The 18,200-nt window shown below is 32.9% G+C and carries 17 protein-coding genes; all 17 read left to right on the top strand.

Features of this window, described 5'->3' with window-relative positions:
• Positions 1 to 52 precede the first annotated feature (52 nt).
• On the top strand, positions 53 to 685 hold the full coding sequence (locus EJA10_RS10480; protein ID WP_125479959.1) for a sugar transferase: 633 nt from the start codon (positions 53 to 55) through the stop codon (positions 683 to 685).
• Positions 682 to 1,542, top strand: a complete 861-nt coding sequence (locus EJA10_RS10475) for an NAD-dependent epimerase/dehydratase family protein (protein ID WP_125479958.1) — start codon at positions 682 to 684, stop codon at positions 1,540 to 1,542. Before EJA10_RS10480 ends, EJA10_RS10475 begins: the two co-directional genes overlap by 4 nt.
• Positions 1,543 to 1,557: 15 nt before the next feature.
• A complete protein-coding gene (locus tag EJA10_RS10470) occupies positions 1,558 to 2,775 on the top strand; it encodes a glycosyltransferase family 4 protein (protein ID WP_125479957.1) in 1,218 nt (405 codons plus the stop codon).
• Between the two features lie 17 nt (positions 2,776 to 2,792).
• Positions 2,793 to 3,815, top strand: coding sequence for a polysaccharide biosynthesis protein (locus EJA10_RS10465; RefSeq protein ID WP_125479956.1), 1,023 nt, complete (start codon positions 2,793 to 2,795; stop codon positions 3,813 to 3,815).
• A complete protein-coding gene (locus EJA10_RS10460; protein ID WP_125479955.1) occupies positions 3,812 to 4,921 on the top strand; it encodes a capsular polysaccharide biosynthesis protein CapF in 1,110 nt (369 codons plus the stop codon). The genes EJA10_RS10465 and EJA10_RS10460 overlap by 4 nt, the downstream gene beginning before the upstream one ends.
• A 2-nt stretch (positions 4,922 to 4,923) precedes the next feature.
• On the top strand, positions 4,924 to 6,048 hold the full coding sequence (gene wecB, locus EJA10_RS10455) for a non-hydrolyzing UDP-N-acetylglucosamine 2-epimerase (RefSeq protein ID WP_125479954.1): 1,125 nt from the start codon (positions 4,924 to 4,926) through the stop codon (positions 6,046 to 6,048).
• Between the two features lie 3 nt (positions 6,049 to 6,051).
• A complete protein-coding gene (locus EJA10_RS10450) occupies positions 6,052 to 7,245 on the top strand; it encodes a glycosyltransferase (protein WP_125479953.1) in 1,194 nt (397 codons plus the stop codon).
• A gap of 53 nt (positions 7,246 to 7,298) precedes the next feature.
• Positions 7,299 to 8,429 carry an EpsG family protein gene (locus tag EJA10_RS10445; RefSeq protein WP_170169110.1) on the top strand — a complete coding sequence of 377 codons (1,131 nt, stop codon included), beginning with the start codon at positions 7,299 to 7,301 and terminating at the stop codon, positions 8,427 to 8,429.
• Positions 8,430 to 8,524: 95 nt separating this feature from the next.
• Positions 8,525 to 9,574 (top strand): TDP-N-acetylfucosamine:lipid II N-acetylfucosaminyltransferase family protein, encoded by a 1,050-nt coding sequence (locus EJA10_RS10440; protein ID WP_170169109.1) that lies wholly within the window; start codon positions 8,525 to 8,527, stop codon positions 9,572 to 9,574.
• A gap of 29 nt (positions 9,575 to 9,603) precedes the next feature.
• Positions 9,604 to 10,290, top strand: coding sequence for a GNAT family N-acetyltransferase (locus EJA10_RS10435; protein WP_125479950.1), 687 nt, complete (start codon positions 9,604 to 9,606; stop codon positions 10,288 to 10,290).
• Positions 10,287 to 11,429: a dTDP-4-amino-4,6-dideoxygalactose transaminase gene (rffA, locus tag EJA10_RS10430; RefSeq protein WP_125479949.1), complete on the top strand. Its 1,143-nt coding sequence runs from the start codon at positions 10,287 to 10,289 to the stop codon at positions 11,427 to 11,429. Before EJA10_RS10435 ends, rffA begins: the two co-directional genes overlap by 4 nt.
• Before the next feature lie 85 nt (positions 11,430 to 11,514).
• A complete protein-coding gene (locus EJA10_RS10425) occupies positions 11,515 to 12,789 on the top strand; it encodes a lipopolysaccharide biosynthesis protein (RefSeq protein WP_125479948.1) in 1,275 nt (424 codons plus the stop codon).
• A 219-nt stretch (positions 12,790 to 13,008) separates the two neighbouring features.
• The gene (gene rfbA / locus EJA10_RS10420; protein WP_125479947.1) at positions 13,009 to 13,908 is read left to right on the top strand and encodes a glucose-1-phosphate thymidylyltransferase RfbA; all 900 of its coding nucleotides are present in this window, start codon (positions 13,009 to 13,011) and stop codon (positions 13,906 to 13,908) included.
• Entirely contained in the window at positions 13,905 to 14,909 is a 1,005-nt protein-coding gene (gene rfbB / locus EJA10_RS10415) for a dTDP-glucose 4,6-dehydratase (protein ID WP_211340554.1), read from the top strand. Before rfbA ends, rfbB begins: the two co-directional genes overlap by 4 nt.
• Positions 14,910 to 15,082: 173 nt before the next feature.
• Positions 15,083 to 16,459 (top strand): UDP-glucose dehydrogenase family protein, encoded by a 1,377-nt coding sequence (locus tag EJA10_RS10410; RefSeq protein ID WP_125479945.1) that lies wholly within the window; start codon positions 15,083 to 15,085, stop codon positions 16,457 to 16,459.
• A complete protein-coding gene (locus EJA10_RS10405) occupies positions 16,434 to 17,459 on the top strand; it encodes a GDP-mannose 4,6-dehydratase (protein WP_125479944.1) in 1,026 nt (341 codons plus the stop codon). Before EJA10_RS10410 ends, EJA10_RS10405 begins: the two co-directional genes overlap by 26 nt.
• 155 nt (positions 17,460 to 17,614) lie before the next feature.
• A partial coding sequence (locus EJA10_RS10400) for a hypothetical protein (RefSeq protein ID WP_142999660.1) occupies positions 17,615 to 18,200 on the top strand: 586 nt, incomplete at its 3' end.

Raw genomic sequence — 18,200 nt, 5'->3', positions numbered from 1 at the left:
GTATTCTAATAAAGTATTAACTTACTGACATAATAAGAGGGAGTGAGCAACTTTGTATAGAAAAGTAAAAAGGTTGTTAGATATTGTTCTTTCATCGATTGGATTAGTTATTCTTTCTCCAGTTTTTTTGTTGATTATAGTTGCTATTAAAATGGAATCAAGGGGACCTGTCCTATTTAAGCAAAAGCGAGTTGGTTTAAATAAAACTCACTTCTATATATTAAAATTTCGGACAATGAGAGTTGATACTCCTAAAGATACACCAACACACCTACTAGAAAATCCAGAACAATATATTACTAAAACAGGGAAATTTCTCAGGAAAACTTCCCTTGATGAACTTCCACAAATTTGGAATATTTTCGTTGGAGAAATGAGTATTATCGGGCCAAGACCCGCTTTATGGAATCAGTACGATTTAATTGCTGAAAGAGATAAGTATGGAGCTAATGGTATATTGCCTGGGCTTACTGGTTGGGCTCAAATTAATGGACGGGATGAACTACCTATTGAGGTTAAGGCTAAGCTGGATGGAGAGTATGTAAGAAATATCAGCTTCTTGATGGATGTTAGGTGTTTTTCTTCAACAATTATCAGTGTTGTAAAAGGTGAAGGCGTGCTTGAAGGTGGGACCGGGAAGATGGGTAAGAAAGAGGTTGCTACCAGCAAGGAGGCTTCTAAATGAAAAAAATACTAATAACTGGCTTGAATAGTTATATAGGTATCAAACTAAAAGGGTGGCTTGGAAAATATCCAGATCAATATATTGTGGATGCTGTCAGTGTGCGAAATGAATCGTGGAAAGGGATTGATTTTTCTTCCTATGACGTCGTTTTTCATGCAGCTGGAATTGCGCATGTTTCCACTGACCCTAATATGAAAGAACTGTATTATAAGGTTAATCGGGATCTGACGATTGAAGTAGCAAAGAAGGCAAAGGAAGAAGGAGTATCACAGTTTATTTTTATGAGTAGTATTATTGTATATGGAGATAGTACTGTAAGTGAAAGAGTAATCAATCAATTCACAGAACCTTCACCAAGCAATTTTTACGGAGACAGTAAACTTCAGGCGGAAAAAGGCATTGCATTGATAGAGAGCAGTGAGTTTAAGGTCGCGATAATCAGGCCACCTATGATTTATGGGAAAGATTCAAAAGGGAACTACCCAAAATTATCAAAAGCAGCAAGAACACTTCCTGTATTCCCGGATATGGATAACAAACGCAGTATGCTTCATATTGACAATCTATGTGAATTTATAAGACTAATAATAGATAATGAAGAAAGAGGACTTTTCTTCCCTCAAAATAAAGAATATGTGAGAACAAGTGAGATCGTACAAAGAATAGCAAGAGTTCATGGCAAAAGAATTATCTCTACCAAGATATTTAATCCAGTGCTTAAAAGCTTAGTTCCAAGATTTAGTATTATAAATAAATTGTTTGGGAATTTAGTGTACGACCAATCATTAAGTACCTATAAAGAAAATTATCAAATTAGGGATTTTAGCGAATCAATTGAGTTAACTGAAAAAAAGTAAAGGGTGGAGAAACAGTTGAAAAAGCATATTTTGGTTATTGCACAGTATTTCTACCCTGAGCAATTTCGTATAAATGATATTTGTACTGAATGGGTTAATAGAGGATACAAGGTAACAGTTATTACAGGAATTCCAAACTATCCACAAGGGAAATATTATGATGGTTATGGATTGTTAAAAAAAAGACGAGAAGTATATAACGGTATAGACATTATAAGGATTCCGCTTGTACCAAGAGGAAATAGCTCAGTCATGCTTGGGTTAAATTACTTGTCTTTCGTAGTATCAGGATTTTTTTGGAATTTGTTTACTAAGATACAAGCTGATTATGTATTTGTTTTTGAGGTATCACCAATGACTCAAGCATTACCTGGAGTTTGGTATGCAAAAAAAAGAAATATACCATGCTATCTTTATGTTCAAGACTTATGGCCTGAAAACGTTGAAATAATCACGGGGATTTCCAACAAATACTTCATAGGCTCTATTGGTAAAATGGTGGATTATATATATAGTAGATGTACAAAAATTTTCACCACCTCAAATAGTTTTGTGAAGGCAATTGAAAAACGTGATGTCCCTCGAAAAAAAATAGAATATTGGCCGCAATATGCAGAGGATTTCTATTTACCTTTGGAAAAAAGAGAGATACCAGAGATACCAAATGATGATGCATTTAACATAATTTTTGCTGGTAATATTGGAACTGCCCAAGGGTTAGATATATTGCCATCGACTGCTATGATTATTAGAGAAGCTAACCCCAATGCTAGGATTAGGTTTAACATAGTTGGAGACGGCAGATTTAAAGAGACATTGATTGATATGGTTCGTTCAAGTAATTTAGATGAGATGTTCAATTTCATTCCTAAACAACCTGCTGATAGAATACCGGAATTTATGGCGGCTAGCGATGCAGCCTTTTTATGTCTAACGGAGGGTCCTTTGTTTTCAATGACTATCCCAGCGAAACTTCAATCTTATATGGCTTGTGGCATCCCTATACTCGCTTCTGCTGACGGGGAAACAAAGCATATTATTGAAGAGTCAAACTCCGGATTATCAAGCCCGGCTGGCAATGCGGAGAAGCTTGCAGATATAATCATTGACTTATCAAAAAAGTCCAAAATGGAATTGAAACAACTAGGTAATAACGCGAGAGTATACTATGCCGAACATTTTGATAAAGAAGAGTTGTTAAATAGAATGGACAGAATATTTAAGAGATGTTAAGAGCGGAGGAAATTAAATTGTTTAAAGATAAAACCCTATTAATTACTGGTGGCACTGGTTCGTTTGGCAATGCAGTCATGAAAAGATTTTTAGATACAGACATAAAAGAAATACGAATTTTTTCTCGAGATGAGAAAAAACAGGACGATATGAGAAAGTTGTATAAAAATGAAAAACTAAAATTTTATTTAGGAGATGTTCGTGATTTAGCGAGTGTAAAGAATGCAATGTACGGTGTAGATTTTATTTTCCATGCCGCTGCTTTAAAGCAAGTTCCTTCGTGTGAGTTCTTTCCGCTAGAAGCTGTAAAGACTAATGTAATGGGAACAGATAATGTATTAACTGCAGCGATTGAATCTGGAGTAGAAAAAGTTATTTGTTTATCTACAGATAAAGCAGCTTATCCTATTAATGCAATGGGAATTTCAAAAGCTATGATGGAGAAGGTATTTGTAGCGAAGGCGAATACTGTCGACTCAAAAAGGACCCTAATATGCGGCACTCGATACGGAAATGTTATGGCTTCTAGGGGATCAGTTATCCCGCTTTTTATTGAACAAATTAAAAATGGGCAGCCATTAACAGTGACAGATCCCAATATGACTAGATTTCTTATGAGTTTAGAGGAAGCAGTAGAACTTGTAGTCTTTGCATTCCAAAACGCTGAAGCAGGAGACATAATGGTACAAAAATCTCCCGCTTCAACCATTGGTGATCTAGCTCTAGCAATTAAAGAACTCTTCAACGTGGACAATGAAATTAAAGTTATAGGAACACGTCACGGTGAGAAACTATATGAAACATTGTTAACTAGAGAAGAGCATGTAGTTGCAGAAGACTTAGGTGGATTTTATAGGGTACCAGCAGATAAAAGGGACCTTAATTATGATAAATACTTTGTAGAGGGTGACAAGAAGTTATCTGTTGAAGGAGAATATAATTCTCATAACACACAGCGTCTAAGTATCGAACAAGTGAAAGACAAATTGTTAATGCTTGAATATGTCCAAGAAGAATTAAGAAGATGGAATCAAGTATGAAAATATTGGTCACGGGTGCAAAAGGATTTATAGGTAAAAACCTGATAGCGGAATTAAGAAACCGCCAATACAAAGACATATATGAATATGCGAAAGATACTGACCCTGATTTACTTCATGAATACTGTAAGGATGCTGACTTTGTTTTTCATTTGGCAGGTATTAATCGTCCAAAAGATGAATGCGAGTTTATGGAAGGGAATTATGGTTTTACCTCAAAACTCTTGAAAACTTTAAAAAAGTATAATAATACTTGTCCTATTATGATTTCTTCATCTATTCAAGCAAATCTAAATAACCCCTACGGCATTAGTAAAAGGGCTGGGGAGGATTTATTATTCAATTATAGTAAGGAAACAGGAGCGAACGTTTTAGTTTATCGTTTCCCTAATGTATTTGGTAAATGGTGTAAACCTAATTATAATAGTGCGATAGCAACGTTTTGCCATAATGTTGCTAATGACTTGCCTATCACTGTAAATGATCCTAATGCTATTATAAATTTAGTATACATCGATGATGTTATAGAAGAGTTAATTCAATCTTTGGAAGGGAAGGGGAATTTTGTAGGTTCATTATACGAAATTCCAATAGTTTATACCAAGACCCTGGGAAGTATAGTCGAATTAATATATTCTTTTAAAAATAGCCGTGAAGAGCGGTTTATTCCTGATATGTCGGATTCCTTCACGAAAAAATTATATAGTACGTACTTAAGCTATCTTCCTAAAGATAAGTTTAGTTATGATCTTAAGATGAATGTAGATAATAGAGGTTCTTTCACTGAGTTTCTAAAAACTCCAGAAAGAGGACAGGTTTCCGTTAATATTTCGAAGCCGGGGATTACAAAAGGAAATCACTGGCATCACACTAAAAATGAGAAATTTTTAGTTGTAAGTGGGAACGGGGTTATTCGGTTCCGGAAAATTGGAACTGAAGATATTATTGAATATTTCGTTAGCGGAGATAAATTAGAAGTAGTAGATATTCCTACTGGCTATACTCATAATATTGAAAACCTTGGAGATAAAGATATGGTTACTATTATGTGGGCTAATGAGTTCTTTGACCCTGAGCGGCCAGACACTTACTACTTGGAGGTATAAATATGAAAAAATTAAAAGTTATGACCGTTGTTGGTACTAGACCTGAAATTATACGGCTTTCTGCTGTTATAAATAGATTAGAACAATCAAATGCTATTGATCATGTATTAGTCCATACGGGGCAGAATTATGATTATGAACTAAATGAAGTATTTTTTAAGGACTTTAACCTAAAAAAACCTGATTATTTTCTCAATGCAGCAACTGGAACTGCAGTAGAAACAATCGGAAATATACTAGTTAAAATTGACCCCATTTTAGAAGATGTCAAACCAGAAGCACTTTTAGTATTAGGAGATACCAATAGTTGTTTGTGTGCAATTGCTGCTAAGCGAAGGCAAATACCAATCTTCCATATGGAAGCTGGTAATAGATGTTTTGATCAAAGAGTTCCAGAAGAAACAAACCGCAAAATTGTAGATCATATTGCTGATATTAATCTTACGTATAGTGATATTGCTAGGGAATATTTGCTAAGAGAAGGGCTACCAGCAGATAGAATAATTAAGACCGGAAGCCCAATGTTTGAAGTGCTTAACTCTAGAAAAGACGACATTAATCAATCAGATATTTTAGAAAGATTGGAACTTAAGGAAGGACAGTTCTTTGTTGTTTCAGCCCATAGAGAAGAAAATATTAACTCAGAAACTAATTTTCTAGATTTGGTGGGGAGTTTAAATGCGATAGCTGAAGAATATAATCTTCCTGTTATTGTGAGTACACACCCGAGAACTAAAAAAATGATTGAATCCACAGGTGTATCTTTTAACCCGCTTGTTAAAACGTTAAAACCACTGGGTTTCAATGATTATGTAGAGCTTCAAATTAAAGCTAAAACTGTACTTAGCGATAGTGGAACAATTAGTGAAGAATCATCAATCTTAGGATTTAGAGCGCTTAATATTAGAGAAGCTCATGAAAGGCCAGAAGCAATGGAAGAAGCTTCAGTTATGATGGTAGGACTAAAAAAGGAAAGAATCTTACAAGGTCTAGAAATATTAGAAACCCAAGAGGATGTATCATTAAGACCCGTAGCGGATTACAGTATGCCGAATGTTTCAGATAAGGTGCTTAGAGTTATATTATCTTACACGGATTATGTTAATAGAGTTGTATGGAGGAAGTAATAGATGGAACTTTTAGTAGCAGCGGATTCTTTATTTCTTAGAACACCAGATGGCAGGTATTGGTGCAAAACAATATATGGGTATAAATTTTGGGTTCGTTATTTGACAGTTTTTGATGATGTTGTCATTGTATCCAGAACCAAGTCTGCAGACTTTAGTGAAGTAGAGGGGTACCTTCAAGTAAATGGGCCTCATGTAACTGTAGCTGAATTACCATATATGCGAGGGATGAAACAGTATATTACGCATTATTTCAAATTTAGAAAAGCTGCTAGAGATGCTGTTAAAAATGCAGAATGTGCATTAATACGGTTACCATCTGTTTCTGCTTTTATGGTATTAAAGTATTTCAAGAAATTAGGAAAACCTTATGCTCTTGAAGTTGTTGCTGATCCATTTGATGCTTACGCTTCTAATAAAATTGCTCAGTTTCTTTATACCTGGAAACTCAAGGAAGCAGTAAGAAAGGCGAATGGTGTTTCTTATGTAACACAAAAGTATTTACAAAGTAAATATCCCTCTTCTGCTAGTATATACGGAAATAGCAACGCTTTTTTTGAAAGTTATTACTCTACTATTGATTTGCCTGTCACATATTTAACTCATCCTAGAGGTTATACAACTGAGAAAAAAGAGAATTTCACCATTGTTCATACTGCAAATAGCATAAATAATGATAATAAGGGTCATGAAACATTAATTAAAATATTGAAAAAACTAAGAGAAAAAAAATATAAAGTTAATGTAGTATTTATAGGTGATGGTAGTAGAAGACCATATTTTGAGCGGATTTCTGAGGAACTAGGTGTTAAAGATCATATTACTTTTACAGGATTATTATCATCATCACAGAAAGTAAGGGAAACCTTATTACAAGGTGATTTGTTCGTTTTCCCAACAAAGGCAGAGGGTTTACCCAGAGCAATTATAGAGGCTATGGCGGTAGGTTTACCTTGCCTTTCAACACCTGTAAATGGGATTCCCGAATTATTGAATAAAGAAAACTTATATGATCCGTTGGATGTCGATGGTTTTACTAACAAAATTATTGAATTGCTAAATTCTCCTGAAAAACTCGAATTAATGAGTAAAGAAAATGTTGCCAAGGCTAGAGAGTATACTATAGATAAGATAACTATTAGAAGAAATGAATTCTATGAAAGTTTAAAAAGATTAGCAATAAAAATCAATAACTAAATTATGTTTATTATACTTTTAATACATTTTTGGGGAATAGAGGAGAGAATCTAGTGGAGCGTTTGCCGTATATAATTATACTAGTAATAATAACTCTTTTAATATTTATTTCGGTGCGTCTTTCGCCCCCAAAAACAATCGCATACGGTAGTAATAAGGTTTTTCATTACAATATATTAGGAAATTATATTTTATTCCAAAGTTATTTGGTATTTATACTTTTTACTGTATTCCGCTTAATTGATGAGGGATATGGTGGAATCGATGCAATGGCTTATAAACTCTACTTTATCGGTTCAGAAGGGACCTGGATTGAATCATTAAACTTCCAAAATTATGAGTTTGGATATGCCACAATGATTTGGCTGGTTAGAAATTTTACTGATGATTATAAGGTTGTACTATTCTTAATTTATACAGCGTTGTTCTTAATGCTTGTGAAATATGCCAAATACATGACAAGGAATATTTCTACCTTATTCTCATTATTTTTATTACTAGCATTAATAATAAATAGTTTTAACACAACAAGAGTTATAATAGCGGTATTTATCGGATTGATGGTCTATATTTTAATATATAAGGAGAAGTATGTAAAAGCTGTAATTCTATCATTGTTCGCATTAAGTATTCACATATCTTCAGTAATTTTGTTACCAATGATAGCAATAAGTATGATGTTGAGAAAAAAAATGAGCTTTACTCGATTGATAATATGGGTATTATTAACAACAATATTAGCGTTTATTTCAATAAATGTTGTAGAAACAATCATAGGTAATGGGAAATACTATGTATATATAAATTATAAAGAAGGTATTGCTTTACAGACATATTTAATTATCTTTATAGTTTTTTTACTTTCTGTATACAAGTATAGGGAATTAATAGAGATTAATTCATTTAATAAAACTTTAATTACAATTCTTCCATTAGCCTTTGTTATAATCCCTTTACAACTGAAGTACTCAATTTTATATAGAATGCTTTTATATTTTTTACCCATTGTATATACCTTAATACCTTCTCTGCTAAAGGCTTATTCTGTAAGAAATTTCAATTCCATTTATTATGCCCCTATAAAGATCGGGTTGATCACTTATTTAGTCCTAAAAATATATATCTTTATTAATGTGGAATTAGCCAGTGCAGGTTTGCCGTATGTCAATGTACTATTTGATTAATGTTTTTAATAACGTAGATGCTTACGTAGTGGCTTTAGTAATTGATTAAACTTATGAGCTAATGGTAACTAGATGTGAAATTTAGAGGTGTGATAGTGAAATATTTACATTTATTTTCAAGGGATGAGAACTGTAAGTTTTCAACCTCATATTATTATTTTATTAAAAATAATTTTTGTCTATTTGACCATAATTTTGTAGTAATAAATAAAAATGAAAGTATAGGCTCTGAAAAGAATATTCAAGTGTTATCATTAAAGTTCCATTCTATCTTCAGGTTAATCAAGAAAATGTATATGGCAAAAAGAATATATCTTCATGGTTTAGATTTTTACATGATATTGTTGCTTCTTTTTCAACCATGGTTTCTTAAAAAAACCAACTGGATAATATGGGGAGGAGACTTATATTTTCATATTCTAAAAAAGAGAAGTATTAGAAACACAATATATGATTTTACCAGGAAACTCATCATAAAGAACGTGGGCGGAATGATTACCCAAGTAAAAGGTGATTATGAATTAGCTAGGGAGTGGTACCAGGCAAAAGGAAAATATTATTACTGTTTTTTATATCCTAGTAATTTATACAAAGACATTGATCTAAGTAAAATAACTAAGGAAAAAGACAAGCTTTATATACAAGTAGGGAACTCAGCTTGTACTACAAATGAACATATCGAGGTTTTTGAAAAGTTAGCTAAATTTAAAAATTCTAATATAATTATTATATGTCCATTATCATATTCAGGGGAAAAAGATTATATTGATAAAGTCATACTTAAGGGTCTTGATATATTCGGAAAAGAACGCTTTTTTCCTATAGTAAACTTTATACCATTTCAAGATTATGTGAATTTATTAGGTAAAATAGATGTAGCAATCTTCAATCATCGAAGACAAAGGGCATTAGGGAACATTACAACTTTACTTGGGCTAGGAAAAAAAGTATATATTCGCACTGATATTACCACTTGGGATTTTTGTGAAAACCATGGATTAGTAGTTTATAGTGCAAATAAAGAATTTAATGATATATTTGATCCAATTTCAATTAAAGACAAAGAATCGAATAAAAGGATTATGAAGGAAGCTTTTTCAATGGATAAACTAGCTTCGGATTGGGGAAAAATTTTTTCTGCATGAAGATTAAAACATGAGAAAAAGGAGGAAATATGCGGAAGTTGCAATGGGACTCTGATTTTTGGGGTGTTAATGTGTATCACCTTAATAATATCGAGACACTAGATTTAAAGCAGTTAAATAATCAATGCTATTTAGTTCAAGCATTGGTCAATGTTAGGGACATATCCTTTATTGGTGAATTGGAAGATAAGGGGTTTGGATTTAAAGAAAGTAAAATTACTCTATTTAAAAAAAACAAAAGAAAAATTATTAAAATTCCACATAACTTTAAAGTGTTGTCGCTATCAGATTTAGAACCATACGAACACATTTTTTTTGAGCTGTATGGAGTGTACACTAGGTATAATATTTTTCCTTCTGATAAAGTAAATAAATTTTATTATACTTGGTTAATTAATAGTATAAGAGGACAAATGGATGATCAGTGTATAGGGTATTTTATTGACGACGAACTTGCAGGCTTTATAACATATAAAAGAAACGATAGCCATCTAATAATCGGCCTTTTAGGCGTTTTGCCTAATTTTAGAGGGAGAGGTATTTCTCAGTTACTATTAAATTATGTAGATAATGTTGCATTTAAAAGTGGACTAGATGGTATTAAGGTCTCTACTCAAGGGACTAATATAATTGCACTAAACGCCTATATTAGAAATGGCTATACAATTAACAGTATTGATCATTGGTATTACTTAACTAAGGGAGAATTTCGATGATTCCATTTAACAAACCACCTTTTATTGGAAGAGAAATAATGTTCATTGAAGAAGCAATTGTGAATAATCAAAAACTTAGTGGTGACGGCCCTTTTACTTCACGTTGTCATGATTGGTTTGAATCAAACTTTAAAACCCCAAAAGCTCTTCTAACAACGTCTTGTACCCATGCATTAGAAATGGCGGCAATATTACTTGATATACAGCCTGGGGATGAAGTTATTGCTCCATCATATACTTTTGTTTCAACAGTTAATGCCTTTGTTCTTCGTGGAGCTAAAATAGTGTTTGTAGACATAAGACCAGATACAATGAACATTGATGAAACTTTAATCGAAGGTGCTATATCAGAAAAAACTAAAGCTATTATCCCTGTACACTACGCAGGAGTTTCATGTGAAATGGATACAATTATGGATATAGCAAAACGTTATAACCTTTATGTGGTGGAAGATGCAGCACAAGGTGTGATGGGAGAATATAAGGGAAAAGCTCTAGGAACTATTGGAGACCTTGGTTGCTTTAGTTTTCACGAGACCAAAAATTATTCAATGGGGGAAGGAGGAGCTCTCCTTATTCAAAACGAAAAGTTTTTGGAACGAGCTGAGATTATCCGAGAAAAAGGAACAAATCGTAGTAGGTTTTTCCGTGGGCAAGTTGACAAGTACACATGGGTGGATATTGGTAGTTCATTTCTTCCAAGTGAATTAAATGCTGCATTTTTATATGCACAATTGGAGAATGCCTCTAAAATAAATGAACATCGACTAGAAGTTTGGAATGGTTATTACAAAGGGTTGAAAGAACTTGAAGAGAAGAGTTTGATAGAGTTACCAATTATTCCAAACGAATGTAAACATAACGCACACATGTTTTATATTAAATGCCGAAACCTTCAAGAGAGAACGAAACTTATTGAGTACTTAAAAGAAAGTGAGATTCAAACAGCATTTCATTATATTCCTCTCCATACTGCAGAAGCAGGAATGGTATATGGAGAGTTTAATGGCGATGATAGGTATACTACATGCGAGAGCGAACGCTTGTTAAGATTACCAATGTACTTTGGTCTTAGTACTAATGATGTTCAAACGGTGGTAGAATTTATTAAAAAGTACTATTACAAACAGGAACAATAAAAAAGTAATTTACCCTAGGGTTATGAAAAATCGGTACAGTACTGATTTTTACCCCGAATCCTGGCCACAGAAGAGGGGATAAGTAGTGAGGAAGCTTAATAAGTTGCTAGAAAATCAATTTGCTAAAAATATTTTAATGGTAACGAGCGGTACAGCTTTTGCTCAAGTATTTACTATTGCTATGTCTCCTATTATTACAAGAATATATACCCCAGAGGAGTACGGAATTCTTTCAGTCTATGCTTCGTTACTACTCCTCTTGAGTATTGGGGCTTCGTTAGATTATCAAAAAGCAATTCCAATTGCAAAAGATAATTCTTCGGCTAATAACTTAATTGTAGGTTCCTTTGTCATTTTGCTAACATTTTTTGTATTATTTACCCTGGTAATTTCACTTTGGGGAGATCAATTGTTATACCTATTAAAAAGCGAGTCATTAATAAGCTATAAATATTTGATTTCTCTAGGTATTCTTTTTATTGGTGGGTACAATATTCTTTTACATTGGGCTTTGAGAGTTAAAGACTTCAATGTAGTAACTAAAACAAAAGTTACTCAAAGTGTGTTATCTAATATAAGTAAAATAGGTTTAGGACTGTTGGGTATTGGGTCTCTGGGGTTGGTTCTTGGTCAGATTATTGGTCAAAGCAGTGGGATATTTAAACTTTCTGCACCAATAATAAGAGAGAGAAGAAACTTCATAAAAACGATAAAGTTAAATGAGATAAAAAAACAATTAGTACGATATATTAAATTCCCATTATATTCTGCACCAAGTAATTATGTTTATACTGCAGGAGATCAAGCCCCAATTATATTTTTAACGTTTTTATTTGGTACTTCAACAGCAGGCTTATATGGATTAGCAAATTCTATTATTAGTTTGCCTATTAGTTTACTTGCTATATCTGTTTCACAAGTTTTTTATTCAGAAGTCGCTAGCATAGGAAATAATAATTTTAAAAAAATTAAGAAATTATCAATGGAACTATCCAAAAAACTAGCTTTAATTGCCCTTATTCCTTTATTAATTTTTGTTACTTTTGGCCCTTTGTTATTCAGTCTTGTGTTTGGCTCATATTGGTATGAGGCGGGGGTTTATGCTCAAATTTTAGCTTTTGTGGCCTATGCGCATTTTGTTATTCTACCCTCGGGTCGTATTTTCGAAGTAATAGAGAGGCAAAATATCAGTTTAGTTTTGAACATATTTAGACTACTATTAATTTTTCTTGTTTTTATTTGTTCTCATTTTCTTAACTTTAGCCCGATTGAAACAATCATCTTATATACCATTGTAAGTACATTGAGTTACTTAATTATGTTTATAGTGGTTCAAAGGGTATTATCTCAATATTCTTGAACTATTTTAATCCTAACTTTTAGCCTTTTTATAGTTAGGGTTCGCATTAGGGATAGTTTAAATAAACTAGGTCAATTCGTCTTCAAAAGGTTTCCCACATAAATTATTACAAATATGTTCAGTAGGATATTTCGTGAATATAAAGTAACGAAAAGGTCAAGTAACTTCTTCTAATTTAATGATAGTTTCTTCTGTTTAACATAACAAGGGGGAAAAGTAATGAAAGGTATTATCTTAGCAGGTGGATCCGGGACGCGTCTTTATCCATTAACAAAAGCAGTGTCAAAGCAAGTACTTCCCGTTTATGACAAACCTATGATTTACTATCCATTGTCTGTTTTAATGTTAGCAGGCATAAGAGAGGTTTTAATTATCTCCACCCCAAGGGATATTGGGGTTTTTGAAGAGATGCTTGGAAATGGTAGTGATATTGGGATGTCATTTGAATATGCTATACAAGAACAACCCAACGGACTCGCAGAGGCTTTTATTATAGGTGAGAAATTTATTGGTGATTCCTCTGTAGCACTGGTTTTAGGAGATAATATTTTTTATGGCTCAAATTTTGGAAATCGTCTCATGGAAATTGCTAAGTTGAAAAATGGAGGAGCAACAATATTTGGATGTTTTGTGAAAGATCCCAGAGCATATGGAGTCGTCGAAGTAGATGATAATGGTAGGCCAGTGACAATAGAAGAGAAACCGGAGAGACCTAAATCTTCTTTTGCGGTGCCGGGCTTATATTTTTTTGATAGTAATGTAGTAAATATAGCTAAGAAGGTGAAGCCTTCACCTAGAGGAGAAAAAGAGATAACTTCTGTTATAAATTATTATCTAGAAAATGGAACACTAAATGTTGAACTTGCTGGTCGTGGATTAGCATGGCTAGATACGGGAACACAAGAATCACTTCTCGAAGCATCCAACTTTGTTGAAGCAATTCAAAAACGTCAAGGACTTTATATTGCCTGTATTGAAGAGATTGCATTTCGAAAGGGTTATATTGGAAAGACACATCTTTTGAAATTAGCCCAGCCATTACAAAAAACTGATTATGGGCAATATTTAATGGAAATAGTTGAATCAGTAGATAAAAATGAGGTGAAAATTCAATCGTGAATATATTAGTCACTGGTGGAGCAGGCTTTATTGGCTCAAACTTTATAAGGTATATGCTTATAAATCATAACTATAACATTGTTAATTTAGATAATTTAACTTATGCGGGTAACTTAAAGAACCTATTAGAAATTGAAGGTCTTGAAAGGTATACCTTTGTTAAAGGTGATATTTCTGATCGGAATTTATTGGTTAAGATTTTTCAACAGCAAGATATTCAGGTGGTTATAAACTTTGCTGCCGAATCTCATGTAGACCGAAGCATTCTAAATCCAGAAATCTTCCTAAAAACAAACGTCCTAGGAACACAAGTCCTACTCGATGTAGCTAAAGATTATTGGAAGGTAACTCCTACGGATAAGTATAGTCGTAAATTTAAACAAGGAGTAAAGTATATCCAGGTTTCAACTGACGAGGTATATGGTACATTAGGTCCAACCGGTTATTTCACTGAAGAAACTCCTCTTGCACCTAATAGTCCTTATTCAGCATCGAAAGCTTCTGCAGATTTAATTGTTCGGGCATACCATGAAACTTATGGGATACCTGTTAACATTACCCGTTGTTCAAATAATTACGGACCATATCAATTTACTGAGAAATTGATCCCGTTAATGATTAGTAATGGGTTAATGGGAAAGGAATTACCTATATATGGAGATGGTAAACAGGTTCGGGATTGGTTACATGTCGAGGATCACTGTAGAGCTATTGATACGGTTCTTCATAAAGGAACTAACGGAGAGATCTATAATATTGGTGGTAACAATGAAAAGGAAAATATTGAAATAGTTAAACTGATAGTAAATTCTCTTGGAAAAAGTGAAAACTTAATAAAACATATTCAGGATCGATTAGGACATGATCGAAGATATGCAATTGATAATACAAAAATCACTAGTGAATTAGGTTGGTCACCTATGTATACGTTTGAAGAGGGAATCAAGCAGACAATTCAGTGGTATACTAACAATAAAGAGTGGATGAAAGAGATATTGTAAGGTGAGTATTTAAGTTATTACCAACCAGAAGAAAAAATAAAATAAAGCTTAAAGAAGCTCCTTCTGTATTTAAAAAACAAAGGAGCTTTTTCTTAAAAAAAGTTATGCTAGTCAATTGAATTTTTTTGAAAATCAAATTTTATATAAACGATAGAGTAAAGGACGTAATAAAAATGTACAAAATAGCAGTGGCGGGAACAGGATATGTTGGTTTGGTAGCCGGTGTTTGTTTTGCGGAAGTTGGCCACCAAGTAACCTGTGTTGATATAGATGAAGAAAAAATAAAATTAATGAAATCTGGTGTTTCTCCAATATATGAAACTGGTCTGCAAGAATTAATGCAGAAGAATTTTGAAGAGGGAAGGATCGATTATACTACTGATTTTAGGTCAGCTTATAAAGATGCAGATGCAATCTTCATTGGTGTTGGCACTCCTGAACAGTCTGACGGCTCTGCTAATCTATCGTATATAGCAACCGTTGCAAGACAAATTGCTGAATCAATAGAAAAGGACTGCCTTGTAGTAGTGAAATCAACCGTACCAGTAGGAACTAATGATAAGGTAGAACAATTTATCAATGATTTTTTAGTGAACAATGTTAGGGTAGAGGTGGCTTCTAACCCCGAATTTTTGGCACAAGGATCTGCCGTTCATGATACACTGCACGCTGAAAGGGTTATTATAGGAACGGAAAGTAAATGGGCTGAAAGTCTATTAATGAATATATATGAACCTTTCAATTTACCGATTGTATCTGTGAACAGAAGATCTGCTGAAATGATAAAATATGCATCAAATGATTTCTTGGCCTTGAAAATCTCATATATGAATGATATTGCAAATCTATGTGAATTAGTAGGCGCTGACATACAAGATGTTGCTCGAGGAATGAGTTTCGATGCCCGAATTGGAAGTAAGTTTTTAAATGCAGGGATTGGTTTTGGGGGTTCGTGTTTCCCTAAAGACACCAAGGCCCTGGATAACATTGCTAAACAATATGGTTATGAACTTAAAACTGTGCAGGCTGCTATTGATGTAAACCAAAAACAGAAAACGTTGTTGTATAAAAAGGCAAGCGAAAGACTTATTACTTTTAATGGATTAAAGGTGGCAGTGTTAGGGTTGACTTTCAAGCCGGGAACAGATGATTTGAGAGAAGCAGCATCTCTTGAAAATATTCCCTTATTATTAAAACAAGGGGCTGATATTTTTGCTTATGATCCTGTTGGAGCAAAAAACTTTGCTCAGGTTCATCCTGAAGGAAAAAACGGAAAGGGAAGTATTACTTATGTGGGCAACATTGAACATGCATTAAAAGACGCTAATGTCTGTTTTATTTTTACGGAATGGGGAGAAATTAAAGCAGTAAATCCAGAAAATTATAAAGAATTAATGAAGACTCCTTTGGTATATGATGGTAGAAATATATATAACGTTAAAGAAATGGAACAGGCAGGTGTAGAATATTATTCAATTGGTAGAGCTCCTGCTAAACGTGGATTATTAAAGGAGACGAAAAAAAATGCAGTACAAGACATTAAATCCTGACAAATTATATTTAATAACAGGAGCAGCAGGTTTTATTGGTTATTATCTTTCAAAGAACTTATTGGAACAGGGTTGTCGGGTAATAGGGATTGATAATGTTAATGACTATTATGATATCAACCTAAAATATTCTCGTTTAAAGAAACTTGAACCATTTGAGCAATTCTCATTCATTAAGGGAGATATCTCAGATAAAGAGTTTATAAATGGAGTATTTAAAGAGTACAAACCTAATATAGTAGTGAATCTTGCAGCTCAGGCAGGAGTAAGGTATTCCATTGAAAACCCTGATGTTTATATCCAAAGCAATGTAAATGGATTTTATAATATTCTAGAAGCTTGCAGGCATAATCCGGTTGACCATTTAGTCTACGCTTCTTCCAGTTCGGTGTATGGATCGAATAAAAAGGTACCGTTTGAAGAAACGGATTTTGTAGATCAACCAGTTTCGCTATACGCATCAACAAAAAAAACAAATGAGTTAATGGCTCATACTTATAGTCATCTGTATAAAATTCCGGCCACCGGCCTACGTTTCTTTACAGTATATGGACCGATGGGAAGGCCAGATATGGCTTACTTTGGTTTTACGGATAAATACTTTGCTGGAGAGCCAATAAAAATTTTTAACAACGGCGATACTAATAACGACCTTTATCGGGATTTTACTTATATAGATGACATTGTAACAGGTATCGAGCGAGTGATAAGCAATTCACCTGCAGATACAGTTCCGCATAATTTGTATAATATTGGGAATAACAAGCCGGTAAAATTAATGGAGTTTGTTGAAACCTTGGAAAAGGCGTTAAGTAAAGCACTTGGTAAAGAAATAATGTTTGAAAAAATTTATGAACCAATTAAACCAGGAGACGTCCCAGCTACTTTTGCATCAACGGAGAAATTACAGAAGGATGTAGGATTTAAACCTAAGACCCCAATAGAGGTAGGGTTACAGGAATTTGCTGACTGGTATGTAAGTTATTATCGAGTTAAATAAATGCCATTTTTTTTGTGAATTGGGAAGAGTGATTATAAAATTCACTCTTCCTTATTTAATTTAAATTAGCTTTCTTTTTGAATATAATTTATTCTATATTTTAGTAGCTATATAAATATAAAATACGAAATATTTTTGTATAGGAAGGTTATTAAATGGCAAATGAGAATAAAATTTTTAATGCAAAGTTATGGCTAATGTCTTTATTACTTACATATCTTACATTTAGTAAATATTATTTAAAATCAGTTGGTAATCCAAATGGAATATCGAATGAAATTTATTTAATAATATATTCATTATTCTTTATATTGATTTTCATTTTGATTAGGCGGTTGAAAATTAATATAAAGAATAACTACCATGCTATATTTATTATTCTCATAATTATTTTTAATTGGGTTTTAGATAAATTTTATGTTTTACCTAGATATGATTACATTTTACAACAGAGCTTAAATTATTTTCTTATATTTATTATAAGTTATATAGGATTTTCCCTTATAAGAAGCAATATATTAAACGAAATTTTGAAGCGTTATTACTTTATTGCATTTATAGTTGGAGTAATTTTTTTAATAATAGTTGAGCTTGAAGTTATAGATAGAAATGTAATATTGAATGAGAATACTTGGGGGTATTTTCTAGCTCCCTTTTTAATTTATTTATATATTAAAAAGGAAGATTCTCTGAAAAAGTTTATTGTATATGTTATAGGTATTGTTTTGATTTATTTTACAA

The sequence above is a fragment of the Mesobacillus subterraneus genome (assembly GCF_003937825.1).
In the GTDB taxonomy this organism is placed as follows: Bacteria; Bacillota; Bacilli; order Bacillales; family Cytobacillaceae; genus Mesobacillus; species Mesobacillus subterraneus.
This window is presented reverse-complemented; position numbering and strand designations above follow the sequence as displayed.